The organism is Rouxiella badensis (assembly GCF_026967515.2).
Classification (GTDB): Bacteria; Pseudomonadota; Gammaproteobacteria; order Enterobacterales; family Enterobacteriaceae; genus Rouxiella; species Rouxiella badensis.
Window position 1 is genome coordinate 3,397,467 of record NZ_CP114062.1, and the last position, 25,779, is coordinate 3,423,245.

The window sequence follows — 25,779 nt, forward strand, 5'->3', positions numbered from 1 at the left end:
CGATTAAGCGAATACTGTAGATGGGGCTTTAAATGCCAATGGCACTTCAGCTTCATCCTGGAAGGTAACGTATTCCCAGGCTTCCTGCTTAGCCAATACCGCTTGCAATAACTTGTTGTTCAACGCGTGACCCGACTTAAAGGTATTAACTGCACCAATAATGTTGTGGCCGCACATGAACAGGTCACCAATACCGTCGAGCATTTTGTGACGAACGAATTCATCTTCAAAACGCAGACCATCTTCGTTAAGCACACGGTAATCATCAACAACAATCGCGCAATCAAAGCTGCCACCCAGGCACAATCCGCGTGACTGCAAATACTCGATATCACGTACAAATCCGAAGGTTCGGGCTCTGCTAATCTGGCGAACAAAAGACTCGGCCGAAAACTCTAACTGGAAACGCTTGGCGTCACCTTCAATAGCCGGGTGGTTGAAGTCGATAGTCCAGTCCAATTTGAAACCGTTATAAGGTTTCATTTCAGCCCACTTGTCGCCGTCTTCAACACGCACGGTTTCTTTGATGCGCAAGAATTTCTTGGCGCTGTTTAGGAGTTCGATGCCTGCGTCTAACAACAGATAGACGAAAGGCGCGGCGCTGCCGTCCATAATCGGAATTTCAGGTGCGTCAACTTCGACAATGATGTTGTCGATGCCAAGACCTGCAAGTGCCGCATTAAGGTGTTCCACCGTGGAAATACGCACGTCATGCTCATTAACCAGGCAAGTACAGAGCATGGTATCACGCACGGATTTTGCATCTGCCGGAAAATCAACCGGTGGATTCAAGTCAGTGCGACGATAGATGACCCCGGTATTAGCCGGTGCAGGTCGCAAGGTCAAGGTGACTTTCTTACCGGTATGTAAACCGACACCCGTCGCCTGAACGATACGTTTTAATGTACGTTGTTTGATCATCGTTTTTATCTCGCAATGTTATCCATCCAACCGACCTAAGGTTACCTTAAGATCGGCGGGACAGTTTAGCACAAAGAGCGGAGATCCCAAAATTCGGACTATTCAGAAATTTAGTCCGCCTGCTTACGCAGGAATGCCGGGATGTCCAAATAGTCTGGCTCTTTGTTTGATTGCGTGTTCGGATCATTAACCACCTTCGCTGCTGGCTTGGTCTCCTGCGGCAGCGGCGACATGCCGTGCTGCTGATAACGGTGATCCATAACGGGCTGGCTGGCAGGTTTATTGGTCACCAGAGTGATTTCAGGACGTTTGTCCATGCCAATACCTGTTGCCACCACGGTAACACGCAGTTCGTCGTTCATTTCCGGGTCAAGGGAAGTACCGATAACCACGGTTGCGTTGTCAGAGGCGAAAGCACGAATGGTGTTACCCACGGTTTCAAACTCATCAAGACGCAGGTCGAAGCCCGCCGTGATGTTAACCAGCACGCCGCGCGCGCCCGACAGGTCGATATCTTCCAGCAGTGGGCTGGAGATAGCCATTTCGGCCGCTTCTTCAGCACGGTCTTCACCGCATGCCACGCCAGAGCCCATCATCGCGTAGCCCATTTCGGACATCACGGTGCGCACGTCGGCGAAGTCGACGTTCATCAGGCCAGGACGGGTGATAAGCTCAGCGATACCCTGAACAGCGCCCTTCAGCACGTCGTTAGCCGCGCCGAAAGCGTCGAGCAGAGAAATACCGCGACCCAGAACTTTAAGCAGCTTATCGTTCGGGATAGTGATCAGTGAGTCAACGTGTTTAGACAGCTCGGCGATACCCTGCTCCGCGAATGCCATACGCTTCTTGCCTTCGAAATTGAAAGGCTTGGTCACGACGGCCACGGTCAGAATACCTAAATCTTTTGCGACTTCAGCAACAACAGGCGCTGCACCGGTACCGGTACCGCCACCCATACCTGCTGCGATGAACACCATGTCTGCGCCTTCGAGTGCAACTCGCAGGGCTTCACGATCTTCTTCAGCAGAATTGCGACCCACTTCCGGGTTCGCACCAGCACCCAGACCTTTGGTAATACCGCTACCAATCTGGATGGTCTGGCCTACAGCCGTTTTACGCAATGCCTGAGCATCGGTATTCACGGCAAAGAATTCAACACCTTCGATGCGCTCACGCACCATGTGCTCAACAGCGTTGCCACCGCCACCGCCGACGCCGATGACTTTAATCACCGCGTCGTTGGTCAGTTCCATAGGTTCAAACATAGTTTCTCTCCGTTTTGTGCCTGTCGCTTCGGGATCACCAATAACTCCACTATGATCCCGTTATTGAAACATTAAAACTCTTTTCTCAGCCAACTATTGATTCTTTTGAACCAATTGCCCACTGAGGCGCGTTTTTCCACTTCAGCCTCACCGCTCAGGTGAGACTCTTTACCATAGTGCAGTAGCCCTACAGCGGTTGAGTAGTAAGGTTCCTGCGCATAATCTGTCAGCCCGGTAATGTTCAAAGGTTGACCAATACGTACCTGGGTATGGAATACCCGCTGTGCACAAGCTGCCAGACCATCGATTTGTGCTGCACCTCCGGTAAGAACGATACCGGCGGCCAGATGGTGTTTTACGCCCTGTTGGCGTAACTGTTCCTGCAACTGCAAAATCTCGTCGTTGACCAGATTCAGCAATTCCGTGTAACGCGGTTCGATTACCTCTGCAAGCGTCTGACGCTGTAGGCTGCGCGGAGGACGTCCCCCAACGCTGGGTACCTCGACGTTTTCATCTTTACCCACAATCGAACCGAGTGCGCAACCATGACGCACTTTAATGGCTTCGGCGTCGGTTGGCGGTGTACCGAACGCATAGGCGATATCACTGGTGACCACGTTACCCGCATACGGGATAACCTTAGTATGACGCAGCGCGCCGCCAGTATAAACGGCGATATCCATAGTACCGCCACCGATATCTACCACACAAACGCCCAGCTCACGTTCATCTTCAGTCAATACAGCATAGCTTGCGGCCAGACCGGCGAAAATCAGCTGATCAACCTTGAGTCCGCAGCGTTCAACCGCCTTGACGATGTTCTTTGCCATATCGTTATGGCAGGTGATCAGGTGAACCTTGGCCTGCATACGCACGCCGGAAAGTCCGACCGGATTCTTAATGCCTTCCTGATAATCGATGGCATATTCCTGAGGAATAACGTGCAGCACGCGATGCTCGTCACGTACGCGTACCGATTTAGCGGTATGCACCACGTTTTCTACATCTTCCTGCGTTACTTCCTCTTCCGAAATAGGAACCATCCCTATTTCATTCTGGCAACTGATATGTTTACCCGATAAAGCAAGGTAAACAGAGGAAATTTGGCAATCCGCCATCAATTCAGCCTGATCGATTGCACGCTGTACGCATTTAACGACCGACTCGAGGTCGTTCACGCCGCCCTTATCCATACCTCGGGAAGGGCAACTTCCCACGCCGATAATGTTGACCATGCCATCGGGCAGAACTTCCCCTACCAGTGCAGCAACCTTTGCCGTACCGATCTCCAGCCCAACTACCAGTTTTCTGTCCGTCGACTTGATCATTGTTGTTTAGCCTGTGCCTGATTCTGCTTAATGTTGTTTTGCTGACCGACTTTTTGTCCATCACTGCCATTTGGGTCGATAAACGCCGGGGCCCATCCCACCGCTGCACCGCTTTCATAACGTAAATCAACGTAGCTAATACGTTTCTTATCGGCATCGGCCTGCTGCTGCAAACGCGGATAAAGCTCGATAAAGCGCTGCAAACGCCCGGTGCGATCGTCACGCCCCAAGTCGATGCGGGTGTCATCGTCCAGCGTTATCTGCCAGGAGTGACGCGCCGTCATAGAAACTGACTTGAGCGTAAACTTTCCGACGGAAGACGCTGCCGCCAGCTGTTGGCTCATGGTCTGATAACCCTGCAAAACGTCCTGCTCGCTGCCTTCCGGACCGTACAGCAACGGCATTTTCTGCTTGGCGACACGTTCTGCCGGAATACTGAAAGACTTGCCGTCGGCATCGACCATATGCAAATCATTCCAGTGCGCGACCGGCACGTACTCCACCACATGTATCTTCAGTTCGTTCGGCCACTGTTTGCGAACACTGGCCTGTTTGATCCACGGCAGACGCTCTATCTGCTGCTGAATGACGTTAACGTCCTGTGTCATAAAGGTCCCGGGCTCGCCCAGTGACAGTATGGCCTGACGAATATCGTCGTTGGTGGTGTAGTGACGCTCACCGGTCACCACCAGTTCAGACAGCGGAAGACGCTTGGCATCGTCCATCCAGCTCAGTACCGCCCAGGCACTCCAGCCGATGGTCGCCAACACCATAAGCAGGAACAACATTCCCGCCAGCTGACCGCCGTTACTACGACGGCCTTGGGTTTCTGCCTTCGTCGTTCGCTCTCGTGCATTTAGGGCAGCTTGAGACATATCAGTCGGCGAGCTCCAGAATGCGGGCTACCAGCTGCGGGAAACTCAGTCCCGCCTGTTTGGCCGCCATCGGCACCAAACTGTGGCTCGTCATACCCGGTGATGTATTGACTTCAAGCAGGTTGAAGTTCCCCTCGCTGTCCTGCATCACGTCGACGCGGCCCCAGCCGCTGCAATCCAGCGCGCGATAAGCCTGTAGCGCCAGATCGGACAGCTGTTGTTCCTGTTCGGCACTCAGGCCGCTCGGACAAAAATATTGCGTCTCGTCAGAGATATATTTCGCCTGATAGTCGTAGAAGATACCCGCAGGCTGGATGCGAATAGACGGCATCACCTGGTCACCAACGATAGCGACGGTATATTCCGGACCGCTCAACCATTGTTCTATCAGCAGGTCGTCGTCGTGACGGAATGCCTCTTCCAGCGCCGGCAAGAGTTCTTCAGGCGCGTTAACCTTACTCATGCCCACGCTCGAACCTTCGCGGCTCGGCTTGACGATGACCGGCAGGCCGAGCGCGTTGATTTTGTCGCGCAAAGCGCCCTGCCCTGCCTGGTCTAGCTGTTTTTTATTCAACGCCACGAAAGGCGAAACAGGCAGACCCAGCGATTGCCACACCAGTTTGGTGCGGAATTTGTCCATCGTCAGCGCAGAAGCCATCACGCCGCTGCCGGTGTAAGGCAGACCCAGATGCTCAAGCACGCCTTGCAGAGTGCCGTCTTCACCACCACGGCCGTGCAGAGCGATAAACACCTTGCCGAAGCCTTGCTCTTTCAGAGCGGTCACGGAAACCGTTTTGGTGTCGACCGCGTGCGCATCGATACCAGCTTCACGAAGGCCCGCCAGTACGGCAGCGCCAGACTGCAAAGACACTTCGCGCTCGGCGGAAGTACCGCCGAACAGTACCGCCACTTTAGTCTTGCTATTAGACATAGTGCTCATCTCCCTTCTTGGCCGCCTGCAATTTTTGGTCAGCCAGTTTACGAGCCACCTTGCCAATATTTCCCGCGCCCTGAACCAGAATCAGGTCATTGGCGTCGAGGATGGGTGCCAGAATGCCCGGCACCGCATCAATATCTGAAACCAGAATCGGGTCCAGCTTGCCGCGCGCACGAATGGTGCGGCACAGCGAACGGCTGTCTGCGCCCGGAATCGGCGCTTCACCGGCTGGATACACGTCGAGCATCACCAGTAAATCAACCTGAGACAGCACGTTGGCGAAATCGTCATACAGGTCACGGGTGCGCGTGTAGCGATGCGGCTGGAACACCATGACCAGACGTTTGTCCTCCCACCCTGCGCGCGCAGCCTTGATGGTCGCGTCGACTTCGGTGGGGTGGTGACCGTAGTCATCCACCAGCATCGCAGTGCCTTCTTTGCCGTTGACGTTCTCGAGCGGGAACTCGCCGAGGAAGTCAAAGCGGCGTCCGGTCCCCTGGAAGCCCGCCAGCGCGGTCAGGATAGCGTCGTCACTGATGTCTTCATCGGTCGCCACGGCGATAGCGGCGGCGGCATTCAGCGCGTTATGGCGGCCCGGTGCGTTGAGCATAACCTCAATCGGCGTCTTGTCCTGGCGGCGCACGGTAAAGTGCCCCTGCGAACCCACCTGACGGTAATCTTCGATAAACACGTCGGCATCTTCGCTGAAACCATATGTCGTGACATGACGGCCCACGCGCGGCAACAGCTCGCGGATAACCGGATCGTCAATGCACATCACTGCACGGCCGTAGAACGGCAGGTTGTGCAGGAAGTTGATGAACGTCTGCTTGAGGATCTCGAAGTCACCCTGATAGGTGTCCATGTGATCCGCTTCGATGTTGGTCACAATCGCCACCATCGGCTGCAAATGCAGGAAAGACGCGTCACTTTCGTCTGCTTCGGCAATCAGGAAACGGCTCGAACCCAATCGTGCGTGGGTGCCTGCCGCCTTAACCAAACCGCCGTTGACGAAGGTAGGATCCAGTCCGGCCTCGGCATAAATACTGGTCACCATCGCAGTGGTAGTGGTCTTGCCGTGCGTACCGGCGACGGCAATGCCGTGGCGGAAACGCATCAGCTCGGCCAGCATCTCGGCGCGGCGAATGACCGGAATACGGGCTTCGCGTGCGGCGATCAGCTCAGGGTTGTCCGCAGAGATGGCCGTTGAGACCACGACAACGCTGGCGTCGAGCACGTTCTCAGGGCGGTGATTAAAGTAAATCGTCGCGCCCAATGCGGACAGCTGCTGGGTTACCGGATTTGGTGCCAGGTCTGAACCGCTGATTTGGTAACCTTCATTAGCCAACACTTCGGCGATACCACCCATGCCGGCACCACCGATGCCAACAAAGTGTATGTGCCGGACGCGATGCATCTCGGGCACGAAGGTACGCAGTTTCGCCAATTGTTGTGTATTCACGTTTCTCATAAACCTTTGTTAATCGGACTCACGGCCTGATACGGCCATCAGTCACTCGTTTTCATTTGTTGCTTGCCGCAACCACTTCGGCGGCAACGCGTTCAGTCGCATCAGGGATGGCGGCTGCGCGGGCATTGCGCGCCATCTCAAGCAGGCTCTGACGATCCCAGCTGGCCAGAATGTCGGCCACGGCACCGGCGTTAAAATCCTTTTGCTCGATAATTCTGGCGGCACCGGCTTTCTCAAGCGGCAGCGCGTTCCAATACTGCTGGCGGTCTTTATGCTGAAAAGGCACAAAAATTGCCGGTAAGCCTGCGGCGGCAATTTCGCTGACGGTGAGAGCACCGGAACGGCACACTACAACATCAGCCCAGGCGTAGGCTTGCGCCATATCATCAATAAACTCGGTCACGTTATGCTGCGTCTGACCGGCCTGCTGATACGCCTCATTTACGGCGTCTAACGCGCCCTTTCCGACCTGATGCCAGAGAGTGACGCGGTCGCCCAGCAGCGCGGCGACTTCCGGCATCGCTTGATTCAGCACGCGCGCGCCCTGACTGCCGCCGACCACTAAAATTCTTATCGGACCTTCACGTCCGGCAAAACGCGCATCGGGTAAAGGCAGCGCCAATACGTCAGTTCGCACCGGATTACCGACCACGGCCGCCTTGGGAAACGCGCCGGGGAACGCCTGCAATACCGTTTTGGCGATACGTGACAGCCAACGGTTGGTCAAACCGGCAATACCGTTCTGCTCATGCAGCACCACTGGAATACCGCAGGACCACGCGGCCAAACCGCCCGGACCTGAAACGTATCCGCCCATGCCCAACACCACATCGGGCTGGAAGCGGCGCATAATGGCTTTCGCCTGACGCCACGCATGATATATGCGAATGGGGGCGGTCAGTTGCGCTTTCAGACCTTTCCCACGTAATCCGGCAATTTTAATGAAATCTATTTCAATTCCGTGCCTGGGAACGAGATCCGCTTCCATTCTGTCAGCGGTTCCTAACCAACGAACTTCCCAGCCTTGCGCCATCAGATGATGTGCTACGGCCAGGCCAGGGAACACGTGGCCTCCAGTGCCGCCTGCCATCACCATCAAACGCTTGGTCTTGCCACTCATCGGGCACTCCTTACAAACGCCTGGGCTTTTGCCAGACGCGTTTCAAAATCTATTCTCAACAGCAGCGTCAGCGCCGTTGACATAATCAGCAGGCTCGAGCCGCCGTAGCTTATCAGCGGCAGGGTCAGGCCCTTGGTCGGCAACATGCCCGCAGCTGCGCCTACGTTAACCAGCGCCTGGAAGCTAATCCATACGCCAATTGAGCAGGCAAGGAACCCAGAAAATCGCTGATCCAGCTCCAGAGCGCGTCGGCCAATGGACATAGCGCGAAAAGCGACGAAGAATACCATTAACAGTACTAAAACCACACCGAAATACCCCAATTCCTCACCTAAAATCGAGAAGATGAAGTCGGTATGCGCCTCGGGCAGATATTCCAGCTTTTGTACTGAGTTTCCAAGGCCTTGGCCCCAAAACTCCCCTCGCCCAAATGCCATCAGCGATTGGGTCAACTGGTAGCCACTGCCGAACGGATCGGCCCAGGGATTCCAGAACGAGGTTACGCGGCGCATACGGTAAGGTTCGGTCACGACCAGTATTGATACCGCGAACAGTCCAGAGCCGATAATGGCCAGGAACTGCCACAGCTTTGCGCCCGCCAGGAACAGCATCGCCAGCGTGGTAACAAACAGCACGATTACGGTACCGAGGTCAGGCTGCAACAGCAGCAGCACGGCCAGAATAACCATCACGCCCATCGGTTTGCAGAAGCCCCAAAAGTTGCTTCGTACCTCGTCGACCTTACGCACCAGATAGCTGGCCAGATAGCAAAACAGCGACAGCTTGGAGAACTCGGCGGGCTGAATACGCAGCGGCCCGAGTGAGATCCAACGCGATGCCCCGTTGATTGAGCTACCGACGCCCAATACGACAATCAGCATGATGATGGAGATAAACAGCAGCACATTGCTGTATTTCTGCCACACCATCATCGGGATGCGCAGTGTAATCAGCCCGAGGATGAAGGCCATGACCAGATAGACGGCATCACGTTTGGCAAACATGAAAGGATCGTTCGCCAGGCGCTGACCGATAGGCATTGAGGCCGAGGTCACCATCACAAAACCGACAATCGCCAGACCAAACACCATCCACATCAGCGTGCGGTCATAAAGCACTAGCGTGAGATTATCGCCCTCTTTGGCGCCCATCACCCAGTCGTTGGCTTTACTGCCCATGCCTTTCAGCAGGCCGAGGCCAGGCAGTCGTAGACGAATACGCATCAGCCAAGCTCCTTAGCCAGTGCGGTAAAGACATCGCCGCGTTGCTCGAAATTCTTGAATTGGTCGAGGCTGGCGCAGGCCGGTGACAGCAACACCATATCGCCCGGCTGCACGCGACCTGCGATGTCGCGCATCGCCTGCTCCAGGGTGTCAAACAGCGAAGACACCTCAGGGCGCAGCTCGGCCAGCTCGCCACCGTCGCGGCCAAAGCAGTAAACGCGCACCTTGTCACCCTGCAAGTAAGGCAGCAACGGGGTGAAATCGGCCGACTTGCCGTCTCCCCCCAGCAGCAGATGCAGCGTGCCGTCAACCTTCAGGCCGTTTAATGCGGCCTCGGTACTGCCAACGTTGGTCGCTTTCGAATCGTTTATCCAGCGCACGCCGTTGTGCACAAAAGCAATCTGAAAGCGATGTGCCAGCCCGGTAAAAGTGGTCAGCGCCTTGAGGCTTGAGGCTCGAGGAATACCCACTGCATCGGCGAGCGCCAGCGCAGCCAGCGCGTTGGTATAGTTATGACGCCCCGTCAGCGGCATCTCGCGGGTGTTGAAAATTTTCTCACCGCGCACGCGCAGCCAGATATCACCCTGCTGCTGATTCAGATGGTAATCGCCGACGTCAACGCCAAAGCTGACGCAGCGCGCGTCCGCACCGCGAATCGGCATGCTGAGGGCATCATCCGCATTCACCACGCACAGTTTCGCGTTCTCATAAACCTTCAGCTTGGCCGCACGGTACTGCTGCAGGCCAAACGGATAGCGGTCCATATGGTCTTCGGTTACGTTCAAAATCGTGGCCGCTGCGGCATGCAGGCTGTGAGTTGTCTCCAGCTGGAAGCTCGACAGTTCAAGCACAAACAGCTGGTAGTCATGGCCCAGCATACTCAGCACTGGCAGACCAATATTGCCGCCCACGCCGACCTGCCACCCTGCGGCCCTGCCCATCTCGCCGACCAGGCTGGTCACGGTGCTTTTACCGTTTGAACCGGTAATCGCCACGATTGGAACGTTGACTTCGCGACAAAACAGTTCGATATCGCCAACAATCTCAACGCCAGCATCAGCGGCCGCGCTCAGTGCCGGAGTCGCTAACGCCATGCCCGGACTGGCAACAATCAGATCGGCGTCAAGCAGCCACTCTTCATTCAGTGAACCTAAATGACGCTCGATGGCGTCCGACAGCTTGTCGAGTCCCGGCGGACTGACACGGGTATCGATAACACGCGGCGTCACGCCGCGTGAAACAAAGAAATCAACACAGGAGAGGCCCGTAAGCCCCAACCCGATAATGACCACTTTTTTACCCTGATAGTCAGTCATAGTTAGCGCACCTTCAGCGTCGCCAGGCCAATCAGCACCAGCATCAGCGAAATAATCCAGAAGCGCACGATAACGCGAGGTTCCGGCCAGCCTTTCAGCTCATAGTGGTGGTGAATCGGCGCCATGCGGAAAATACGTTGTCCGCGCAGCTTAAAGGAGCCCACCTGCAAAATAACCGACAGTGTTTCCACCACGAATACGCCGCCCATAATCAACAGCAGGAACTCCTGACGCAGCAGTACGGCGATGGTGCCCAGTGCGCCACCCAGCGCCAGAGAACCAACGTCACCCATGAAGACCTGCGCCGGGTAAGTGTTGAACCACAGGAATCCGAGGCCAGCCCCCACGATGGCGGTACATACGATAACCAGCTCACCCGCGTGGCGCAGATAAGGAATGTGCAGATAGTTGGCAAAGTTCATGTTACCGGTCGCCCAGGCTACCAGCGCGAATCCGGCCGCCACGAACACCGTTGGCATAATCGCCAGGCCGTCCAGACCGTCGGTCAGGTTTACCGCGTTGCTGGTGCCGACTATCACGAAGTAGCTCAGCAGAATGTAAAGCAGGCCCAGCTGCGGCATGATGTCCTTGAAGAACGGCACCACCAGCTCGGTCGCAGGCGTATCTTTACCCACTGCGTACATGGTGAAGGCCACGACCAGCGCAATCACCGACTGCCAGAAGTATTTCCAGCGGGCGATCAGACCTTTGGTGTCTTTGCGCACCACTTTGCGGTAGTCATCAACGAAACCGACTACGCCGTAACCCACCAGCACAAACAGCACGCACCATACGTAAGGGTTTGATGGATAAGCCCACATCAGGACCGATACGGTGATTGAAAACAGAATCAGCACGCCGCCCATGGTTGGAGTACCGCGTTTGCTGAAGTGTGATTCCGGACCGTCATGGCGAACAACCTGACCAATCTGCAGCTTCTGCAAATAGGCAATCAGGCGCGGACCCATCCACAGCGAGAGGAACAGGGCCGTCAGCAGGCTGACAATGGCGCGAAACGTCAGGTATGAAAAGACGTTAAAGCCTGAATAATATTTGACCAAGTGCTCGGCCAGCCAAACTAACATGTTGCATTCTCCTGTAACGCCCGTACTACCTGCTCCATCGCGGCACTACGTGAACCTTTAATTAAAACGGTAATTACCGCGTGTTCAGATAACAAGCTGGCTAAACGGGCCGTTACAGCCGCTTTATCCTGAAGATGTTCGCCACAGCCACTGGCATCGCTGATTGCGCGACTGAAGTGACCGACAGTTAAAACTTTATCAATACCGGCGAGACGAATAGCTTCACCAACCTCGCGGTGGCAGGCTTCGCTCTCATCGCCCAGCTCGGCCATGTCGCCCAGCGCCATTACCCGGTATCCCGGCATCTCTGCCAGCACCTGAGCCGCCGCGGTCATCGACCCCACGTTAGCGTTGTAGCTGTCGTCGAGCAGCGTTTTGCCTTCCGCCAGACGAACCGGGAACAGACGCCCTTTCACCGCCTGTAGCGAAGAAAGCCCCTCACGTACCGCCTTGAGCGTCGCACCGACAGAAAGCGCCAGCGCGGCCGCGGCCAGCGCGTTAGCCACGTTATGACGTCCAGGCAGCGGCAGACTGATATCGATTTGCCCCTGCGGCGAGTGCAGCGTAAAGGTGGTATTGAAGGCATTTACAGTGACGTTGCTGGCATAGAAGTCGACGCCTTCGGCCGCGTCAGGCGAAAAGCGCCAGACGGTTTTATTGCCGATACGCGCCTGCCAGTGCGGCCAGTCGTTACTGTCCGCGTTAATGATGGCGATGCCGGCAGCCGGCAGACCGTCGAAAATTTCGCCTTTTGCCTTGGCAACGCCCGCCAGCGACCCGAACCCTTCCAGGTGCGCCGCAGACAGGTTGTTGACCAACGCGGTTTGCGGACGAGTCAGGTCTGTGGTGTAGGCAATCTCGCCCTGATGGTTGGCACCAAGCTCAACCACGGCAAAGTCATGTTCAGGGGTCAGGCGCAGCAGCGTCAGCGGCGCGCCGATGTCATTATTGAAGTTGCCCGCGGTGTACAACACGTTGCCGCACTGGCGCAGAATGGCCGCGGTCATCTCTTTCACCGAGGTCTTGCCGGAAGAACCGGTCAACGCAACCACACGAGCCGGAACCTGCTGACGCACCCAGGCACCCAATTTTCCCAGCGCAATGCGGGTATCGGCCACGACCAGCTGAGGCGCCTCCACCGGCAGACGTTTGCTAACGATGAGCGCTGCCGCCCCGGCCTTGACCGCATCGGCGGCGAAGTCGTGCGCATCAAAATTTTCACCTTTAAGGGCGATAAACAGGCAGCCCGGCGTGATTTGACGCGTATCGGTGGTCACCGCATCAATCTGCGTGTCGTTACCGAACAGTTCAGCGCTCAGCACGTCGGTCAGTTTTTGTAGAGAAACCGGGATCATGCAATCACCCCCAACAGGCGCGCGGCGGTAACGCGATCCGAGTAATCGAAACGCTGGTTGCCGACCAATTGGTAATCTTCGTGGCCCTTGCCCGCCAGCAGCACTACGTCATTCTCAGTCGCCTGCATGATAGCGCTGGTTACCGCTTCGGCGCGGCCAGGGATCGCCAGCGCACGGCCAGCATCGAGCAAGCCGGAAAGGATGTCGTTGATGATGGCGCGAGGGTCTTCGCTGCGCGGGTTGTCGTCGGTCACCACAACGCAGTCGGCGTACTGCTCGGCAATGCCCCCCATCAGAGGGCGCTTGCCTTTATCGCGGTCACCGCCGCAGCCGAACACGCACCACAGCTTGCCGGTGCAGTGCAGACGAGCCGCCGCCAACGCCTTCTCCAGCGCATCGGGGGTGTGGGCATAATCGACGACAACGGTCGGACGGCCGGGCGCATGGAACACTTCCATACGACCGCAAACCGGCTGTAGCTGCGGCGCGGTTTTCAATAATTCGTCAAAGGCATAGCCCAGCGACAGCAGCGTACCCAGTGCAACCAGCAGGTTACTGACGTTGAAAGCGCCCATCAGACGGCTTTCGAGCACGCCATTGCCCCAGCTTGAGTCCAGCTCGACCGTCGCCCCTTTGTCGTGATAGCTCACGCGGGACGCAGACAGCCAGCGCCCTTTCCAGTCAGCCGGTAATTTGTTTTCCATGCTGACGGCCACGGCATCCGGCAGTTTTGCCAACCAGCGCTGCCCCACGCTATCGTCAGCGTTGATAATTTTCTGCTCACTTTCGTGGGTCGAAAACAGCTGCCACTTGGCCTCTTCGTAATGCTGCATGTCACCGTGGTAATCCAGGTGATCGCGGCTCAGGTTGGTGAAGGCCGCTGCGGCAAAGGGCAGAGCCGAGACACGGTGCTGCACCAGACCGTGCGAAGAGACTTCCATCGCGGCAAAGGTCGCGCCCTGCTGCACTAAATCGCCCAGGATTTGCTGCACCTGGACCGCAGAGCCGGTCGTATTTTCAGCCGGTACTACGCGGTTGAGCAGGCCGTTTCCGACGGTACCCATCACGGCACTGGTTTCGCCCAACAGCTGCGCCCACTGCGCCAACAGCTGCGTCGTGGTGGTTTTGCCGTTGGTGCCGGTTACGCCAACCAGACGCAGCGCGGCGCCAGGCTGTTCATAGAATCGACCTGCTATCTCCGACAACAGCAGATTCAGGTTATCCAGATACACCACGGGCACGCCGTGCTGAACTCTGACAGCGCCGTGTTCGGCCTGTCCCTGCGCTTCTGCGACTACCGCGCTAACGCCCTGCGCAATAGCCTGAGGAATATAGTGACGGCCATCGCTCGTATGGCCAGAAATCGCGACAAACAGATCGCCAGCAGCCGCAGTGCGGCTGTCGAGCGTCATGTCTTTTAACACCGTGTTCGGGGCATCACTCACCCAAGGTGCAAGTAGGTCGCGTAAATTACGATCTGTCACCTGAAGCCTCTTTTTGATTATTGACAATGTCATTGCCTACGTCCGTCGGTAAGGCGTCCGGCTCAACGTTCATCGTGCGCAGTACGCCGCCCATGATGGCGCCAAATACCGGTGCGGATACCGCACCACCGTAGTATTTACCCGCCTGAGGATCGTTAATGACGACCACCAAGGCAAATCGAGGATGACTCGCAGGCGCAACGCCCGCGGTATAGGCAATGTACTTGTTCATGTATTGGCCATCCGGGCCAACTTTTTTTGCCGTACCGGTTTTGATGGCGATGCGGTAACCCTTGATAGCGGCCTTAACGCCACCACCACCGGGAAGCGCGACGCTTTCCATCATGTGAACAACGGTACGCACCAGGGGTTCAGGGAAAACACGTTCACCGGAGACCGGCGGATCAACTTTGGTTATCGACAGCGGACGGGCAATGCCCATGCTGCCAATCGTTGCATAGACTCGCGCTAGCTGGAGAGGTGTCACCATTAGCCCGTAGCCGAAAGAGAAGGTGGCCCTCTCTATGTCAGACCACCGTTGTTTTTTTGGATATAAGCCACTGCTTTCCCCAACCAGTCCCAAATTGGTGGGTTTACCCAATCCGAAGCGCGAGTAAGTATCTACCAGCTCTGCGGACGGCATCGCTAACGCCAGTTTTGAAACACCGACGTTACTCGACTTCTGTAGGATACCGGTGATGGAAAGCTCCGGGTATCTCGCGACGTCTTTGATTTCCTTACCGTTAATGCGGTACGGCAGGGTGTTTAATACGCTATTTTCCTTGATGACACCGCGTTTGAGCGCCGTCATCACCACCATTGGTTTCACCGTTGAGCCCGGCTCGAAGATATCGGTGATCGCGCGGTTACGCATGGTCTCTTGCGGGGTACCAGCAAGGTTGTTTGGGTTATAGGAGGGGCTATTGGCCATCGCCAGGACTTCGCCGGTATTAACGTCAACCAGCACGGCAGTGCCCGACTCGGCCTTGTTAAACGCCACGGCATTGTTCAGTTCACGATAAACCAGTGCCTGCAGACGTTCGTCAATACTGAGCACCAGATTATGCGCGGCCTGGCTGTCTAAGGTGGAGATATCTTCGATGACGCGGCCAGAGCGGTCTTTACGCACCGTACGCTCACCGGGTTGGCCGGTCAGCCAGCGGTCAAAGCTCTTCTCGACGCCTTCGATTCCCTGCCCGTCAATGTTGGTCACGCCGATAACGTGCGCCGTGACCTGACCCGCAGGATAGTAGCGGCGCGATTCCTGACGCAGGAAGATGCCCGGAAGTTTCAGCTTGCGGATGTAGTCGCCGATAGCCGGGTTAATCTGGCGCGCCAGATAGACAAAGCGACCTTTAGGATTAGCATTAACGCGGCTGGTCAGTTGGTCGAGCGGCATATTGAGTGCATCGGCCAGCGCTTTCCAGCGGTTATCAACGGTAATACCGCCGTGCTCATTGACCTCTTTCGGGTCAGCCCAGATGGCGTTTACCGGCACGCTGACCGCCAGAGGACGACCGGCGCGATCGCTTATCATACCGCGAGAGGTTGGAATAGCCTGAACGCGGAGCGAACGCATGTCGCCCTCACGCACCAGCCTGTCGGGGTTGATGACCTGAAGATAGGCGACGCGGGACATCAACCCTATCAGCCCCAGAAGAATGCAGCCGCACAGCAACGCAAAACGCCAGCTTACAAAGCTGGCTTTATCTTCCTGACGCTTAAACTTCGCGGCACGTGTCGCTTTCATCTGTCGCTTGTCATCTCCATGAGCAAATTGCCTTTAACCGAGTGGCAGAAGCCTTAAAGCAGAATAATTTTATTGCTGCACAACAATGGTTTCCTGAGAAGGGTCAACATGTTGCATCTGCAATTTTTCCGTTGCGATACGTTCTACCCGGCTGTGATCGCCGAGGGCATTCTCTTCGAGGATTAGGTTGCGCCATTCAATATCCAGCGCATCCTTTTCCAAAACCAGCTGTTCACGCTGAGCCGTCAGCAGACGCGTTTTATGTGATACCGTAACGACCGCCATAGCGCTTATCAGAGTCGAGACAAGCAAAATCATCGGGATCTTTCCGTTGCGCAAAATGTCGCTGAAAATGACCCCAACCAAACCATGACGCTCATTACCTATCATTGCGCGGTCCTCGCGGCAAAACGCAGTACTGAACTGCGTGCTCGTGGATTTTCTGCCACCTCGGCCTCCGACGGCATCATTTTGCCGATGGATTTAAGGGTGCGTCCTCCGAGACTCTGCAACTGCGCTTCGGTCATCGGGATCCCCGATGGCACCTGCGGTCCCCGGCTGTGCTGGCGAATAAATCGTTTAACAATTCTGTCTTCCAGCGAGTGGAAACTGATGACGGACAGGCGGCCATCGGTTGCCAGAACTTCGAGTGCGCCGTCGAGTGCGCGTTCTATCTCTTCCAGCTCGCTGTTGATATAAATACGCACAGCCTGGAAGCTGCGCGTCGCCGGATGCTTATGCTTCTCACGAATCGGTGAGGCATTGGCAATCAGGTCGGCCAGCTCCTTGGTGCGCGTCATTGGCTGTTCGCGGTTGCGTTCAACGATGGCGCGGGCAATACGCTTGGCGAAACGTTCTTCGCCGAAAGTCTTCAATACCCAGGCAATATCTTCGGCTTCTGCCTTCATCAACCATTCAGCTGCTGAATAACCACGGCTCGGATCCATACGCATGTCCAGAGGTCCGTCACGCATAAACGAGAAGCCACGCTCCGGATCGTCCAACTGCGGCGAAGATACGCCAAGATCCAGCAAAATACCGTCAATCTTGCCTACCAGGCCGCGATCCTTGACGTATTCTGCCAGCTCGGAAAACGGGCCATGCACGATAGAAAAACGTGGATCGTCAATCGCCTTCGAGGCTTCGATCGCCTGAGGATCGCGGTCGATAGCCAATAAACGTCCTTCAGGGCCAAGCTGTGACAAAATCAGTCGCGAATGACCGCCGCGACCAAAGGTTCCATCAATGTAAATGCCGTCGGGGCGAATGTTCAGCCCATTTACGGCTTCATCCAATAACACGGATGTATGTTTGTAATTTTCAAGCATGCTTATAGTGACAAGTCCTGTAATCTCTCGGAAAGCGGTTCCTGAGACGATTGTTCAGCGTCAATGTCTTCCTTGACTTGTTGATACCAGGTCTGTTCATCCCACAGTTCAAACTTGTTGAACTGCCCAACCAGCATCACTTCTTTGGCCAGCCCAGCGTGCTGTCGCAAAGTGTTTACGATGAGCAGACGCCCGGCGTTATCCATCTGACATTCACTCGCGTGACCCAATAACAAACGCTGAATACGACGCTCGACCGGGTTCATGCTCGACAGACGGGACAATTTTTGTTCGATAACTTCCCATTCGGGCAAGGTGTAAAGAAGCAGGCATGGGTGATGAAGATCGATGGTGCAGACCATCTGACCTTGCGACTCTTCGCTCAGCAAATCCCGATATCGGGTGGGTACGGCAAGCCGCCCTTTGCTGTCGAGGTTAACCATCGTTGCCCCACGAAACATACCTGAGCTACCCCTCAATGACCCTTTTCACCACTTTACACCACAAATTCCCACTTAAAGGAGTTTACGGATGCTTTTAAAACCTTGTCAAGCCAGAGAGGCCAAGGTTTCCGATTATTTACAGGCAATAAGTTAGGCAAAATCCGAACCTTGAAGGGGTCTTTCTGAGGGATTAAAAAATAACGCTATGATTAGTTGAGGAAAAATCATTTAAATAACAATAACGGTCAAAATTAAATCAACTTGGCCATTATTTATCTAATTATATTCTTCTGCTACCGATCTCTCATTTCTTAAAACCACGAACTTTGCTAATTACTTTAAAACCAGCGCCAAGCTTTAAGCACCTAAAAAAGGTCCAGCACGCTCACCAACCCCGCTTGCTGCGGCTTTTGCGGCTAAAGGAGCAAGGTTCAAAACCGTCTGGCCAAATTAAGCCGGGAATTCTACAGCAGAATAGGGCGTAATAATCACGTATTTTTAAAATTGATTATTCCATTTTTATTAGCGAAACCATTTTCAAATAATTATTTGTGTGAGATTGCTCTTAATCTTAATGGTTAATGCCCTTTTAAGAATACCCGCAATGTTTTTGGCTGAAATTCCGCCACGAGAAAAGTATTGTTTTGTAAAGCTAAGGAAAAAGAGAGGCAGAGGGCAATGGAAGCGGAAAAGCGTGAACGCTTAATCCGCTTCACATTATCACTTACGACTAAGGCGACCGCGGCGGAAAAGATTGCGGCGAATGCGGGTGAGGCCGGCTTTCGGTTTCTTCGGCTCATCAAGGCAGGCAAGCACCAGCTCGAGCACGCGTTCTGCAACGTCACGATGACGCTGTGCGACGGCAAGCACTGGACATTCCAGGAAGTCGAGCAGCTCGTTGTCGCCAAAGGTCGCGATCGCAAGATCGGACGGCAGACGCCCTTTCTCTCTCAGGGTAACGTCCATCACTCCCTGCAACAGCTGGAACGAGGTGGTGTATAACGCCTTCGGCATCTCGTGGGTCTTCAGCCACTGGGCAAAAACCTGCGCCGCAGAGTCGCGGTCATAGGCGTTGGCGTAAAGATACTCTGGTTGACGCGCGTCACCTTCCCAAGCCTGACGGAATCCCTGCTCACGCAGGAAGCTGACGGAGAGTTCAGGGAGTGCGCCCAGATACAACACGCTCTCGGCCGGGAAGTTGCGCAGCTCCTGCGCCAGCATGAAGGCATCTTCCTGATCCGCACCGACAACGCTGATAAAGTTTTCAGGATCAAGTGCGCGGTCGAGCGCAATAATCGGAAAGTCGTCTTTGGCCCAGCGCTGATAAAACGGATGCTCCGGCGGCAGCGAGGTCGAGATAATGATGGCGTCAACCTGACGCTGAAGCAGATGCTCGATGCAGCGCATCTCGTTATCAGGCTGATCCTCGGAGCAGGCAATCAACAGCTGATAGCCGCGCTGACGCGCCTGACGCTCGAGAAAATTGGCGATTTTGGTATAGCTGGTATTTTCCAAATCAGGAATGACCAGCCCGATCGAACGGGTCCTGCCAGCGCGCAAACCTGCTGCAACGGCGTTGGGGTGATAATTATGTTCCTTCACGACAGCCATGACCTTCTCGACTGTCTTATCGCTGACACGATACTGCTTCGCTTTGCCATTAATTACATAACTGGCAGTGGTACGCGAAACACCCGCTAACCTCGCGATTTCATCCAGTTTCACCACGAACCCCTTAATTGAAGTAAATACTCTCAATATCTAACCCGAGAAGACCCTACTCGGCAAGGTGTTTTACGATAACTCATCGCCCCATAACAAAAAAAGCCCAACCGAAGTTGAGCTTTTTGAACGACGACACAAAACACATTTGTCGCCGGGCGATGACCTGTTAGCGCATCACCTTGTCACCACGGGACACACCGACCACGCCTGAACGAGCCACTTCAACAATTTCTGCGACTTCGCGCACCGTGTTGAGGAAGGCGTCAAGTTTGTCGCTGGTACCGGCAAGCTGAACCGTGTAAAGCGTAGCAGTCACATCGACAATCTGCCCACGGAAGATTTCGGTAGAACGTTTGATCTCTTCGCGTCCGTAGCCGGTCGCCTGCAGTTTCACCAACATTATCTCGCGCTCGACGTGGGCGCCCTGCACCAGTTCGTTCACTCGCAGCACGTCGACCAGCTTGTGCAGCTGCTTTTCTATCTGCTCAAGAACCTTGGCATCGCCCACGGTCTGAATGGTCATGCGTGAGAGCGTGGGATCGTCGGTCGGCGCCACGGTCAGGCTTTCAATGTTATAGCCGCGCTGGGAGAACAGCCCGACCACGCGTGACAGTGCGCCCGATTCGTTTTCTAACAGTACAGATAAAATCCGGCGCATGATTATGTCCTCTCCGTTTTGCTTAACCACATTTCGTCCATTCCACCGCCACGGATCAACATCGGGTAAACGTGCTCGGTTTCATCCACGCTGATATCAACAAATACCAGACGATTTTTCATTGCCAGCGCTTCCGCCAGCTTGCTTTCCAACTCGTCAGGATGGCGAATCGCCATCCCCACATGACCATAGGCTTCGGCCAGTTTGACGAAATCAGGCAGCGACTGCATGTAAGACTGCGAGTGACGACCGGAATAGATCATATCCTGCCACTGCTTCACCATGCCCAGATAGCCGTTGTTAAGGTTAACAATAACAACTGGGAGATCGTATTGCAGCGCGGTAGACAGCTCCTGAATGTTCATCTGGATGCTGCCGTCACCGGTTACGCAGACCACGGTTTCGTCTGGCAGACCGAGTTTGACACCCAGTGCGGCAGGCAGGCCAAAGCCCATGGTGCCCAGACCGCCGGAGTTTATCCAGCGACGCGGTTTGTCGAACTGATAGTAAAGCGCAGCAAACATCTGGTGCTGGCCCACGTCAGAGGTGACATAGGCATCACCCTTAGTCAAACGATGCAGAGTCTCGATCACCGCCTGCGGTTTGATGGTGCCAGTATTTTTGTCATAGCCCAGGCAATTCTTGGCACGCCATTGTTCGATGCTCTGCCACCAGTCGCTCAGTGCGTCAAGCTCCTGCTTTTCGTCAGAACTTTCAAGCAGCTCAAGCATCTGCACCAGCGTTTGTTTAGCGTCACCCACGATAGGGATATCGGCATTCACCGTTTTCGAAATCGACGTCGGGTCAATATCAATGTGCATGATGGTGGCGTTCGGGCAATACTTCTCAAGGTTATTGGTGGTACGGTCGTCAAAACGCACACCCACGCCGAAAATAAGGTCGGCATTGTGCATGGTCATATTGGCTTCATAAGTGCCGTGCATCCCCAGCATGCCAACGCTCTGACGGTGGGTGCCCGGAAACGCGCCCAGCCCCATCAGCGTTGAGGTCACCGGCAAATTCAGCGTTTCGGCAAGCTTCAGCAGCTCAGCGCTACAATCAGAATTAACCGCACCGCCACCGACGTAAAGCACCGGTTTCTTGGCCGATATCAGCGTTTGCAGAGCGCGTTTGATCTGCCCGCGGTGACCCTGCACCGTCGGGTTATAAGAGCGCAGCGACACCTGCTCAGGATAAGCATAAGGCAGCTTGACCTGAGGGTTCACGACGTCTTTCGGCAAGTCAATAACCACCGGACCCGGTCGACCGGTTGAAGCCAGATAGAAGGCTTTCTTCAGGACGGTGGGGATATCTTCGGCACGCTTGACCAAAAAACTATGCTTAACGATAGGACGGGAGATCCCGACCATGTCGCATTCCTGGAAGGCATCGTAACCAATCAGTGAGCTGTGAACCTGACCGGAGAGCACCACCATAGGAATAGAGTCCATGTAAGCGGTAGCAATCCCGGTGATTGCGTTGGTAGCACCTGGACCTGAGGTGACCAGCACCACGCCGACTTCTCCCGTCGCGCGCGCATAGCCATCAGCCATATGCACAGCGCCCTGCTCATGTCTTACTAGCACATGATCAATCCCGCCGACTGTGTGCAGGGCATCATAGATATCCAACACCGCTCCGCCGGGATAACCGAATACATGTTTTACGCCCTGATCGATTAACGACCGGACGACCATCTCGGCTCCTGACAACATCTCCATGGGTTTGCCTCCAGGCTTTTGTTCTTTAGGACGACTCGTTTCTAATGGATGTCGGAAATCATTCCCTAATCCCGGATAAGAGGGCTTCGCACCCTTCTTTAGTATGCTTTGTTCGTTATGCAATTATCGTTCTGCAATATAACTGATTACCTTAACGTCAGAATTTGGACCAGGCAAACGACAAAATAATGCGTGTTGTTGCTGAAAACAGCCTGCCGCTGCGCTTAATCAACTTATCAACATAAAAAACCATATAACGGGTCGGCCATCTGGGGGAAATAACGAGGAAGGAAAGAATTACAGAGTTAAATTATGCCCCAGATGGACATAATTTTCTTAGCGCAATTAAGTGATCGGCATCACGATATAAGAAATAAGCAAGATCATTTCTCTTGATTTTTAACAAAATTAATGAATCTAGCCCCTCATTACTGAATCTCACTCCCTCTGTTAACAGGAAGAAGTGAGCCCAGAAGAAAGATTTCACGGCTTGCGAGGATAAGAAATTTCCGTCTGAAAACCTTAGTATAAAAATCTGCTAAAGCATAAACACCTAATATTAATCACTGACAATTCACTTTGTGCGCATTGTCCGTCACGCGAATCAATTAATAACCTGCACTCTTTATTCAAGCTCCGCACACTGCATTAACAAGTCTTTCATCCACAGATTTCCTTTATCTTTACTGGCAGACTCATGCCAGGATAAATAACTGGTTAACTTGTTGTTCATCCAGTCAAGTGTGTCTATTTTTAACGACAGCCGATGGGCGTTTTGCTCAGCCAGCCATCCAGGAACCAGAGCCAGCATCTGCGTCTGTGAGACTATCTCCATCACGCTGATGAGGCTCGCGCCCTGATAGCAGACTCTTTGCTGAGTTTCAGGGGTATTGTAATAAGGAGAGCTGAATGAGCAGTGATTGCTGAGCCTGACCACCGCGTGCTTCTCATTAAAGTAGTAGCACTCACTGCTCTGCTGCCCTATTCGCGGATGATTTCTGGAGGAAATAAGCACCAGCTCATCGTCGAACAACTTCTGATTATAAAAATCAGAACGTTCAATACCGCGATAACCAATGGCAAACTCCAGCTCCTGATAACGCAGCTGATTGTCCAGGTTTTCGTTAACCAGCGACTCGATATTAAGCGTCACGCAATGAGAGCGCTGGCTGAGGCGGCTAAGAATTTTTGGTGCCAGCAGGATATCGAGCGGGCTGCTAATAGTAATTGAGAATTGACGTCTACTGGTCTGTGGGTCAAACCCGAGGCCGGGCAGCTCATTGGTGACCAGCTGCAGCGCCTGGCGGATCGGACCATAGAGTTGGTGCGCCCTTGCCGTTGGCTCAATACCGCGCCCAGAGCGGACAAAAAGCTCGTCGCTGAACATATTCTTCAACCGTGAAACGGCGTTGCTCACCGCCGGCTGCGACATACCCAGCATTTGGGCCGCACGAGTAATATTCTGCAATTGCATAACGGCATCAAATACGGTTAATAAATTTAAATCCGCACGACGCAAATGATTGTCCTCGTGACGGGTTCGCAGAGTATTGTCGGGGATATTTTCATCCTGAGTTTTATCTAAAATAACGTCAGACATTGCGCCTCCCAAATTATAATATAAGCCCATTAAAACCAATGCGCAGAAAAAACCCTATTACCTGGCACGCGAATAAACAGCCTGCCAAAGACAATTAAGACTTAGTTCAATAAGCTAACCCAAAGCGCCATTTTCAAGCATGAGTAATTCCTGATTATCCGTTTTGTGAGCCCGAAAATAATGAGTAAAAGCTGATAATTTTCGAGATTCAACGCCTCCATCCGATCCACACCAACAATCGCACCAGATTTTTAGACAAAGGCAGAATTTTATTCCGCCTCACTCTCCCTCTCTGCTCTTTGTCATTTTGTGACTTCAAACATTCTTAAGTTGACATCAACTTCACATTCACGTATCAATTTAGGCCACAGGCAAAACGCCCCCCAAATACTGAGAAGTTGAAATACACATGTTTAAATTCACCCGTCTACTTGGCCTACTACTCAACGCAGATTCATTGCGCGGTATGCCAGTGGGTGAAAATCACAACTGATTTCAGCCTCCACAAACAGCAAACCCGCGCAAATGCGCGGGTTTTTTTTTATCCGCAACGCGCGAAAGTAACCCAGACAAGGAACACTAAGATGAGCGAACAAGTCATTATTTTCGATACCACGCTGCGTGATGGCGAACAGGCACTGCAGGCGAGCCTGAGTGTGAAAGATAAACTGCAAATCGCCATCGCCCTTGAAAGAATGGGCGTGGACGTCATGGAAGTCGGTTTTCCTGTTTCTTCTCCTGGTGATTTCGAGTCGGTACAAACCATTGCCCGTCAGATTAAAAACAGCCGCGTTTGTGGTCTGGCACGCTGCGTTGACGGCGATATCGACGTGGCTGCCGAAGCGCTGCGCGTTGCAGAAGCCTTCCGTATTCACGTATTTTTGGCCACCTCTACCCTGCACATCGAATCCAAACTGAAGCGTTCTTTCGATCAGGTGCTGGATATGGCGGTTCATTCGGTCAAGCGCGCACGCAACTATACCGACGACGTGGAATTCTCATGCGAAGACGCAGGCCGCACACCGCTGGACAACCTGTGCCGCGTGGTCGAAGCCGCAATTAAAGCCGGTGCAACGACCATCAATATTCCTGACACCGTGGGTTACACCACGCCTCACCAGTTCAGCGGTATCATTACCAATCTGTATGAACGCGTTCCGAACATCGATAAAGCCGTGATTTCAGTACACTGCCATGACGATCTGGGCATGGCGGTCGGTAACTCGATTGCGGCAATTCAGGCCGGTGCGCGTCAGGTTGAAGGCACGCTGAACGGTATTGGCGAGCGCGCAGGCAATACGGCGCTGGAAGAAGTTATCATGGCTATCAAGACCCGCTCTGAATACATGCAGGTCCATACCAACATCAATCACAAAGAAATCTACCGCACTAGCCAGATTGTCAGCCAGATAACCAACATGCCCATTCCGGGCAATAAGGCGATTGTCGGCTCTAACGCCTTTGCACACTCATCAGGAATTCATCAGGACGGCGTTCTGAAGAATCGTGAAAACTATGAGATCATGACGCCGGAATCGATTGGCCTGAACCAGGTACAGTTGAACCTGACTTCTCGCTCTGGTCGCGCGGCGGTGAAACACCGTATGGAAGAGATGGGCTATAAGGAATCCGACTATAATATGGATCACCTGTACAGCGCCTTCCTGAAGCTGGCCGACAAAAAAGGGCAGGTTTTCGATTATGATTTAGAAGCCCTGGTGTTTATCAACAAACAGCAGGAAGAGCCTGAGTTTTATCGTCTGGATAACTTCAGCGTGCAGTCAGGTTCAAGCATCACGGCCACCGCCTCGGTAAATCTGGCCTGCGGTGAAGAAATTCAAACCGAAGCGGCGACCGGCAACGGGCCGGTCGATGCCGTATATCAGGCTATTAATCGCATCACCGGCTATCAGATAGAATTAATCAAATATCAGCTGACGGCGAAGGGCCACGGCCGTGACGCATTGGGCCAGGTTGATATAGTTGTGTCTTACCAGGGGCGTCGTTTCCACGGCGTTGGGCTGGCAACCGATATTGTAGAATCTTCCGCGAAAGCGATGGTGCATGTGCTGAACAGCATCTGGCGCAGCAAACAGGTCGAGATAGAAAAACAGCGTCTGCAAAGCGATCGTATTACCCAGACTAGTAAACAAAATAATCAGGAAACGGTGTGA

The 25,779-nt window shown here is 54.0% G+C and carries 21 protein-coding genes; 1 reads left to right on the forward strand and 20 read right to left on the reverse strand.

Annotated elements, in window-relative coordinates; translation table 11 throughout:
• Positions 1-3: 3 nt before the first annotated feature.
• The 20 genes from lpxC to leuO form a co-directional block, all read right to left on the reverse strand.
• On the reverse strand, positions 4-921 hold the full coding sequence (gene lpxC, locus O1V65_RS15705) for a UDP-3-O-acyl-N-acetylglucosamine deacetylase (RefSeq protein WP_017489937.1): 918 nt from the start codon (positions 919-921) through the stop codon (positions 4-6).
• A 110-nt stretch (positions 922-1,031) separates the two neighbouring features.
• Positions 1,032-2,186, reverse strand: a complete 1,155-nt coding sequence (gene ftsZ / locus O1V65_RS15710) for a cell division protein FtsZ (RefSeq protein ID WP_017489936.1) — start codon at positions 2,184-2,186, stop codon at positions 1,032-1,034.
• Between the two features lie 71 nt (positions 2,187-2,257).
• Positions 2,258-3,514: a cell division protein FtsA gene (ftsA, locus tag O1V65_RS15715; protein WP_009634688.1), complete on the reverse strand. Its 1,257-nt coding sequence runs from the start codon at positions 3,512-3,514 to the stop codon at positions 2,258-2,260.
• Positions 3,511-4,389: a cell division protein FtsQ gene (ftsQ, locus tag O1V65_RS15720; protein ID WP_017489935.1), complete on the reverse strand. Its 879-nt coding sequence runs from the start codon at positions 4,387-4,389 to the stop codon at positions 3,511-3,513. Before ftsQ ends, ftsA begins: the two co-directional genes overlap by 4 nt.
• Position 4,390: 1 nt before the next feature.
• A complete protein-coding gene (locus O1V65_RS15725; RefSeq protein ID WP_017489934.1) occupies positions 4,391-5,320 on the reverse strand; it encodes a D-alanine--D-alanine ligase in 930 nt (309 codons plus the stop codon).
• A complete protein-coding gene (gene murC, locus O1V65_RS15730; RefSeq protein WP_026110262.1) occupies positions 5,313-6,788 on the reverse strand; it encodes a UDP-N-acetylmuramate--L-alanine ligase in 1,476 nt (491 codons plus the stop codon). Before murC ends, O1V65_RS15725 begins: the two co-directional genes overlap by 8 nt.
• Before the next feature lie 61 nt (positions 6,789-6,849).
• Positions 6,850-7,917, reverse strand: a complete 1,068-nt coding sequence (gene murG / locus O1V65_RS15735) for an undecaprenyldiphospho-muramoylpentapeptide beta-N-acetylglucosaminyltransferase (RefSeq protein WP_017489932.1) — start codon at positions 7,915-7,917, stop codon at positions 6,850-6,852.
• Positions 7,914-9,140, reverse strand: a complete 1,227-nt coding sequence (gene ftsW / locus O1V65_RS15740; RefSeq protein ID WP_017489931.1) for a cell division protein FtsW — start codon at positions 9,138-9,140, stop codon at positions 7,914-7,916. Before ftsW ends, murG begins: the two co-directional genes overlap by 4 nt.
• Positions 9,140-10,456 carry a UDP-N-acetylmuramoyl-L-alanine--D-glutamate ligase gene (murD, locus tag O1V65_RS15745; RefSeq protein WP_017489930.1) on the reverse strand — a complete coding sequence of 439 codons (1,317 nt, stop codon included), beginning with the start codon at positions 10,454-10,456 and terminating at the stop codon, positions 9,140-9,142. Before murD ends, ftsW begins: the two co-directional genes overlap by 1 nt.
• Before the next feature lie 2 nt (positions 10,457-10,458).
• Complete coding sequence (gene mraY, locus O1V65_RS15750) at positions 10,459-11,541, reverse strand: phospho-N-acetylmuramoyl-pentapeptide-transferase (RefSeq protein WP_017489929.1); 1,083 nt, start codon at positions 11,539-11,541, stop codon at positions 10,459-10,461.
• Positions 11,535-12,896, reverse strand: a complete 1,362-nt coding sequence (gene murF / locus O1V65_RS15755; RefSeq protein WP_269129870.1) for a UDP-N-acetylmuramoyl-tripeptide--D-alanyl-D-alanine ligase — start codon at positions 12,894-12,896, stop codon at positions 11,535-11,537. The genes mraY and murF overlap by 7 nt, the downstream gene beginning before the upstream one ends.
• Positions 12,893-14,380 (reverse strand): UDP-N-acetylmuramoyl-L-alanyl-D-glutamate--2,6-diaminopimelate ligase, encoded by a 1,488-nt coding sequence (gene murE / locus O1V65_RS15760; RefSeq protein WP_017489927.1) that lies wholly within the window; start codon positions 14,378-14,380, stop codon positions 12,893-12,895. Before murE ends, murF begins: the two co-directional genes overlap by 4 nt.
• Positions 14,367-16,130 (reverse strand): peptidoglycan glycosyltransferase FtsI, encoded by a 1,764-nt coding sequence (locus O1V65_RS15765; protein WP_017489926.1) that lies wholly within the window; start codon positions 16,128-16,130, stop codon positions 14,367-14,369. The genes murE and O1V65_RS15765 overlap by 14 nt, the downstream gene beginning before the upstream one ends.
• A 69-nt stretch (positions 16,131-16,199) precedes the next feature.
• Positions 16,200-16,520: a cell division protein FtsL gene (gene ftsL / locus O1V65_RS15770; RefSeq protein ID WP_017489925.1), complete on the reverse strand. Its 321-nt coding sequence runs from the start codon at positions 16,518-16,520 to the stop codon at positions 16,200-16,202.
• A complete protein-coding gene (gene rsmH / locus O1V65_RS15775; protein WP_017489924.1) occupies positions 16,517-17,458 on the reverse strand; it encodes a 16S rRNA (cytosine(1402)-N(4))-methyltransferase RsmH in 942 nt (313 codons plus the stop codon). The genes ftsL and rsmH overlap by 4 nt, the downstream gene beginning before the upstream one ends.
• Before the next feature lie 2 nt (positions 17,459-17,460).
• Entirely contained in the window at positions 17,461-17,919 is a 459-nt protein-coding gene (mraZ, locus tag O1V65_RS15780) for a division/cell wall cluster transcriptional repressor MraZ (protein WP_017489923.1), read from the reverse strand.
• 702 nt (positions 17,920-18,621) lie between these two features.
• The gene (gene cra, locus O1V65_RS15785) at positions 18,622-19,626 is read right to left on the reverse strand and encodes a catabolite repressor/activator (RefSeq protein WP_017489922.1); all 1,005 of its coding nucleotides are present in this window, start codon (positions 19,624-19,626) and stop codon (positions 18,622-18,624) included.
• Between the two features lie 166 nt (positions 19,627-19,792).
• Positions 19,793-20,284: an acetolactate synthase small subunit gene (gene ilvN / locus O1V65_RS15790; RefSeq protein ID WP_017489921.1), complete on the reverse strand. Its 492-nt coding sequence runs from the start codon at positions 20,282-20,284 to the stop codon at positions 19,793-19,795.
• A gap of 2 nt (positions 20,285-20,286) precedes the next feature.
• Positions 20,287-22,005: an acetolactate synthase 3 large subunit gene (gene ilvI, locus O1V65_RS15795; RefSeq protein ID WP_026110260.1), complete on the reverse strand. Its 1,719-nt coding sequence runs from the start codon at positions 22,003-22,005 to the stop codon at positions 20,287-20,289.
• Between the two features lie 625 nt (positions 22,006-22,630).
• Positions 22,631-23,605: a transcriptional regulator LeuO gene (leuO, locus tag O1V65_RS15800; protein ID WP_017489919.1), complete on the reverse strand. Its 975-nt coding sequence runs from the start codon at positions 23,603-23,605 to the stop codon at positions 22,631-22,633.
• A 584-nt stretch (positions 23,606-24,189) separates the two neighbouring features.
• On the opposite strand from leuO, the gene leuA reads away from it, so the two are divergent.
• Positions 24,190-25,779 carry a 2-isopropylmalate synthase gene (gene leuA, locus O1V65_RS15805; RefSeq protein ID WP_017489918.1) on the forward strand — a complete coding sequence of 530 codons (1,590 nt, stop codon included), beginning with the start codon at positions 24,190-24,192 and terminating at the stop codon, positions 25,777-25,779.

What these genes read in the sequence shown, in the direction of transcription:
- lpxC (WP_017489937.1), bottom strand. Translation starts at nt 921, where the DNA reads ATGATCAAACAACGTACATTAAAACGTATCGTTCAGGCGACGGGTGTC.
- ftsZ (WP_017489936.1), bottom strand. Translation starts at nt 2,186, where the DNA reads ATGTTTGAACCTATGGAACTGACCAACGACGCGGTGATTAAAGTCATC.
- ftsA (WP_009634688.1), bottom strand. Translation starts at nt 3,514, where the DNA reads ATGATCAAGTCGACGGACAGAAAACTGGTAGTTGGGCTGGAGATCGGT.
- ftsQ (WP_017489935.1), bottom strand. Translation starts at nt 4,389, where the DNA reads ATGTCTCAAGCTGCCCTAAATGCACGAGAGCGAACGACGAAGGCAGAA.
- O1V65_RS15725 (WP_017489934.1), bottom strand. Translation starts at nt 5,320, where the DNA reads ATGTCTAATAGCAAGACTAAAGTGGCGGTACTGTTCGGCGGTACTTCC.
- murG (WP_017489932.1), bottom strand. Translation starts at nt 7,917, where the DNA reads ATGAGTGGCAAGACCAAGCGTTTGATGGTGATGGCAGGCGGCACTGGA.
- ftsW (WP_017489931.1), bottom strand. Translation starts at nt 9,140, where the DNA reads ATGCGTATTCGTCTACGACTGCCTGGCCTCGGCCTGCTGAAAGGCATG.
- murD (WP_017489930.1), bottom strand. Translation starts at nt 10,456, where the DNA reads ATGACTGACTATCAGGGTAAAAAAGTGGTCATTATCGGGTTGGGGCTT.
- mraY (WP_017489929.1), bottom strand. Translation starts at nt 11,541, where the DNA reads ATGTTAGTTTGGCTGGCCGAGCACTTGGTCAAATATTATTCAGGCTTT.
- murF (WP_269129870.1), bottom strand. Translation starts at nt 12,896, where the DNA reads ATGATCCCGGTTTCTCTACAAAAACTGACCGACGTGCTGAGCGCTGAA.
- O1V65_RS15765 (WP_017489926.1), bottom strand. Translation starts at nt 16,130, where the DNA reads ATGAAAGCGACACGTGCCGCGAAGTTTAAGCGTCAGGAAGATAAAGCC.
- ftsL (WP_017489925.1), bottom strand. Translation starts at nt 16,520, where the DNA reads ATGATAGGTAATGAGCGTCATGGTTTGGTTGGGGTCATTTTCAGCGAC.
- rsmH (WP_017489924.1), bottom strand. Translation starts at nt 17,458, where the DNA reads ATGCTTGAAAATTACAAACATACATCCGTGTTATTGGATGAAGCCGTA.
- mraZ (WP_017489923.1), bottom strand. Translation starts at nt 17,919, where the DNA reads ATGTTTCGTGGGGCAACGATGGTTAACCTCGACAGCAAAGGGCGGCTT.
- ilvN (WP_017489921.1), bottom strand. Translation starts at nt 20,284, where the DNA reads ATGCGCCGGATTTTATCTGTACTGTTAGAAAACGAATCGGGCGCACTG.
- ilvI (WP_026110260.1), bottom strand. Translation starts at nt 22,005, where the DNA reads ATGGAGATGTTGTCAGGAGCCGAGATGGTCGTCCGGTCGTTAATCGAT.
- leuO (WP_017489919.1), bottom strand. Translation starts at nt 23,605, where the DNA reads ATGTCTGACGTTATTTTAGATAAAACTCAGGATGAAAATATCCCCGAC.
- leuA (WP_017489918.1), top strand. Translation starts at nt 24,190, where the DNA reads ATGAGCGAACAAGTCATTATTTTCGATACCACGCTGCGTGATGGCGAA.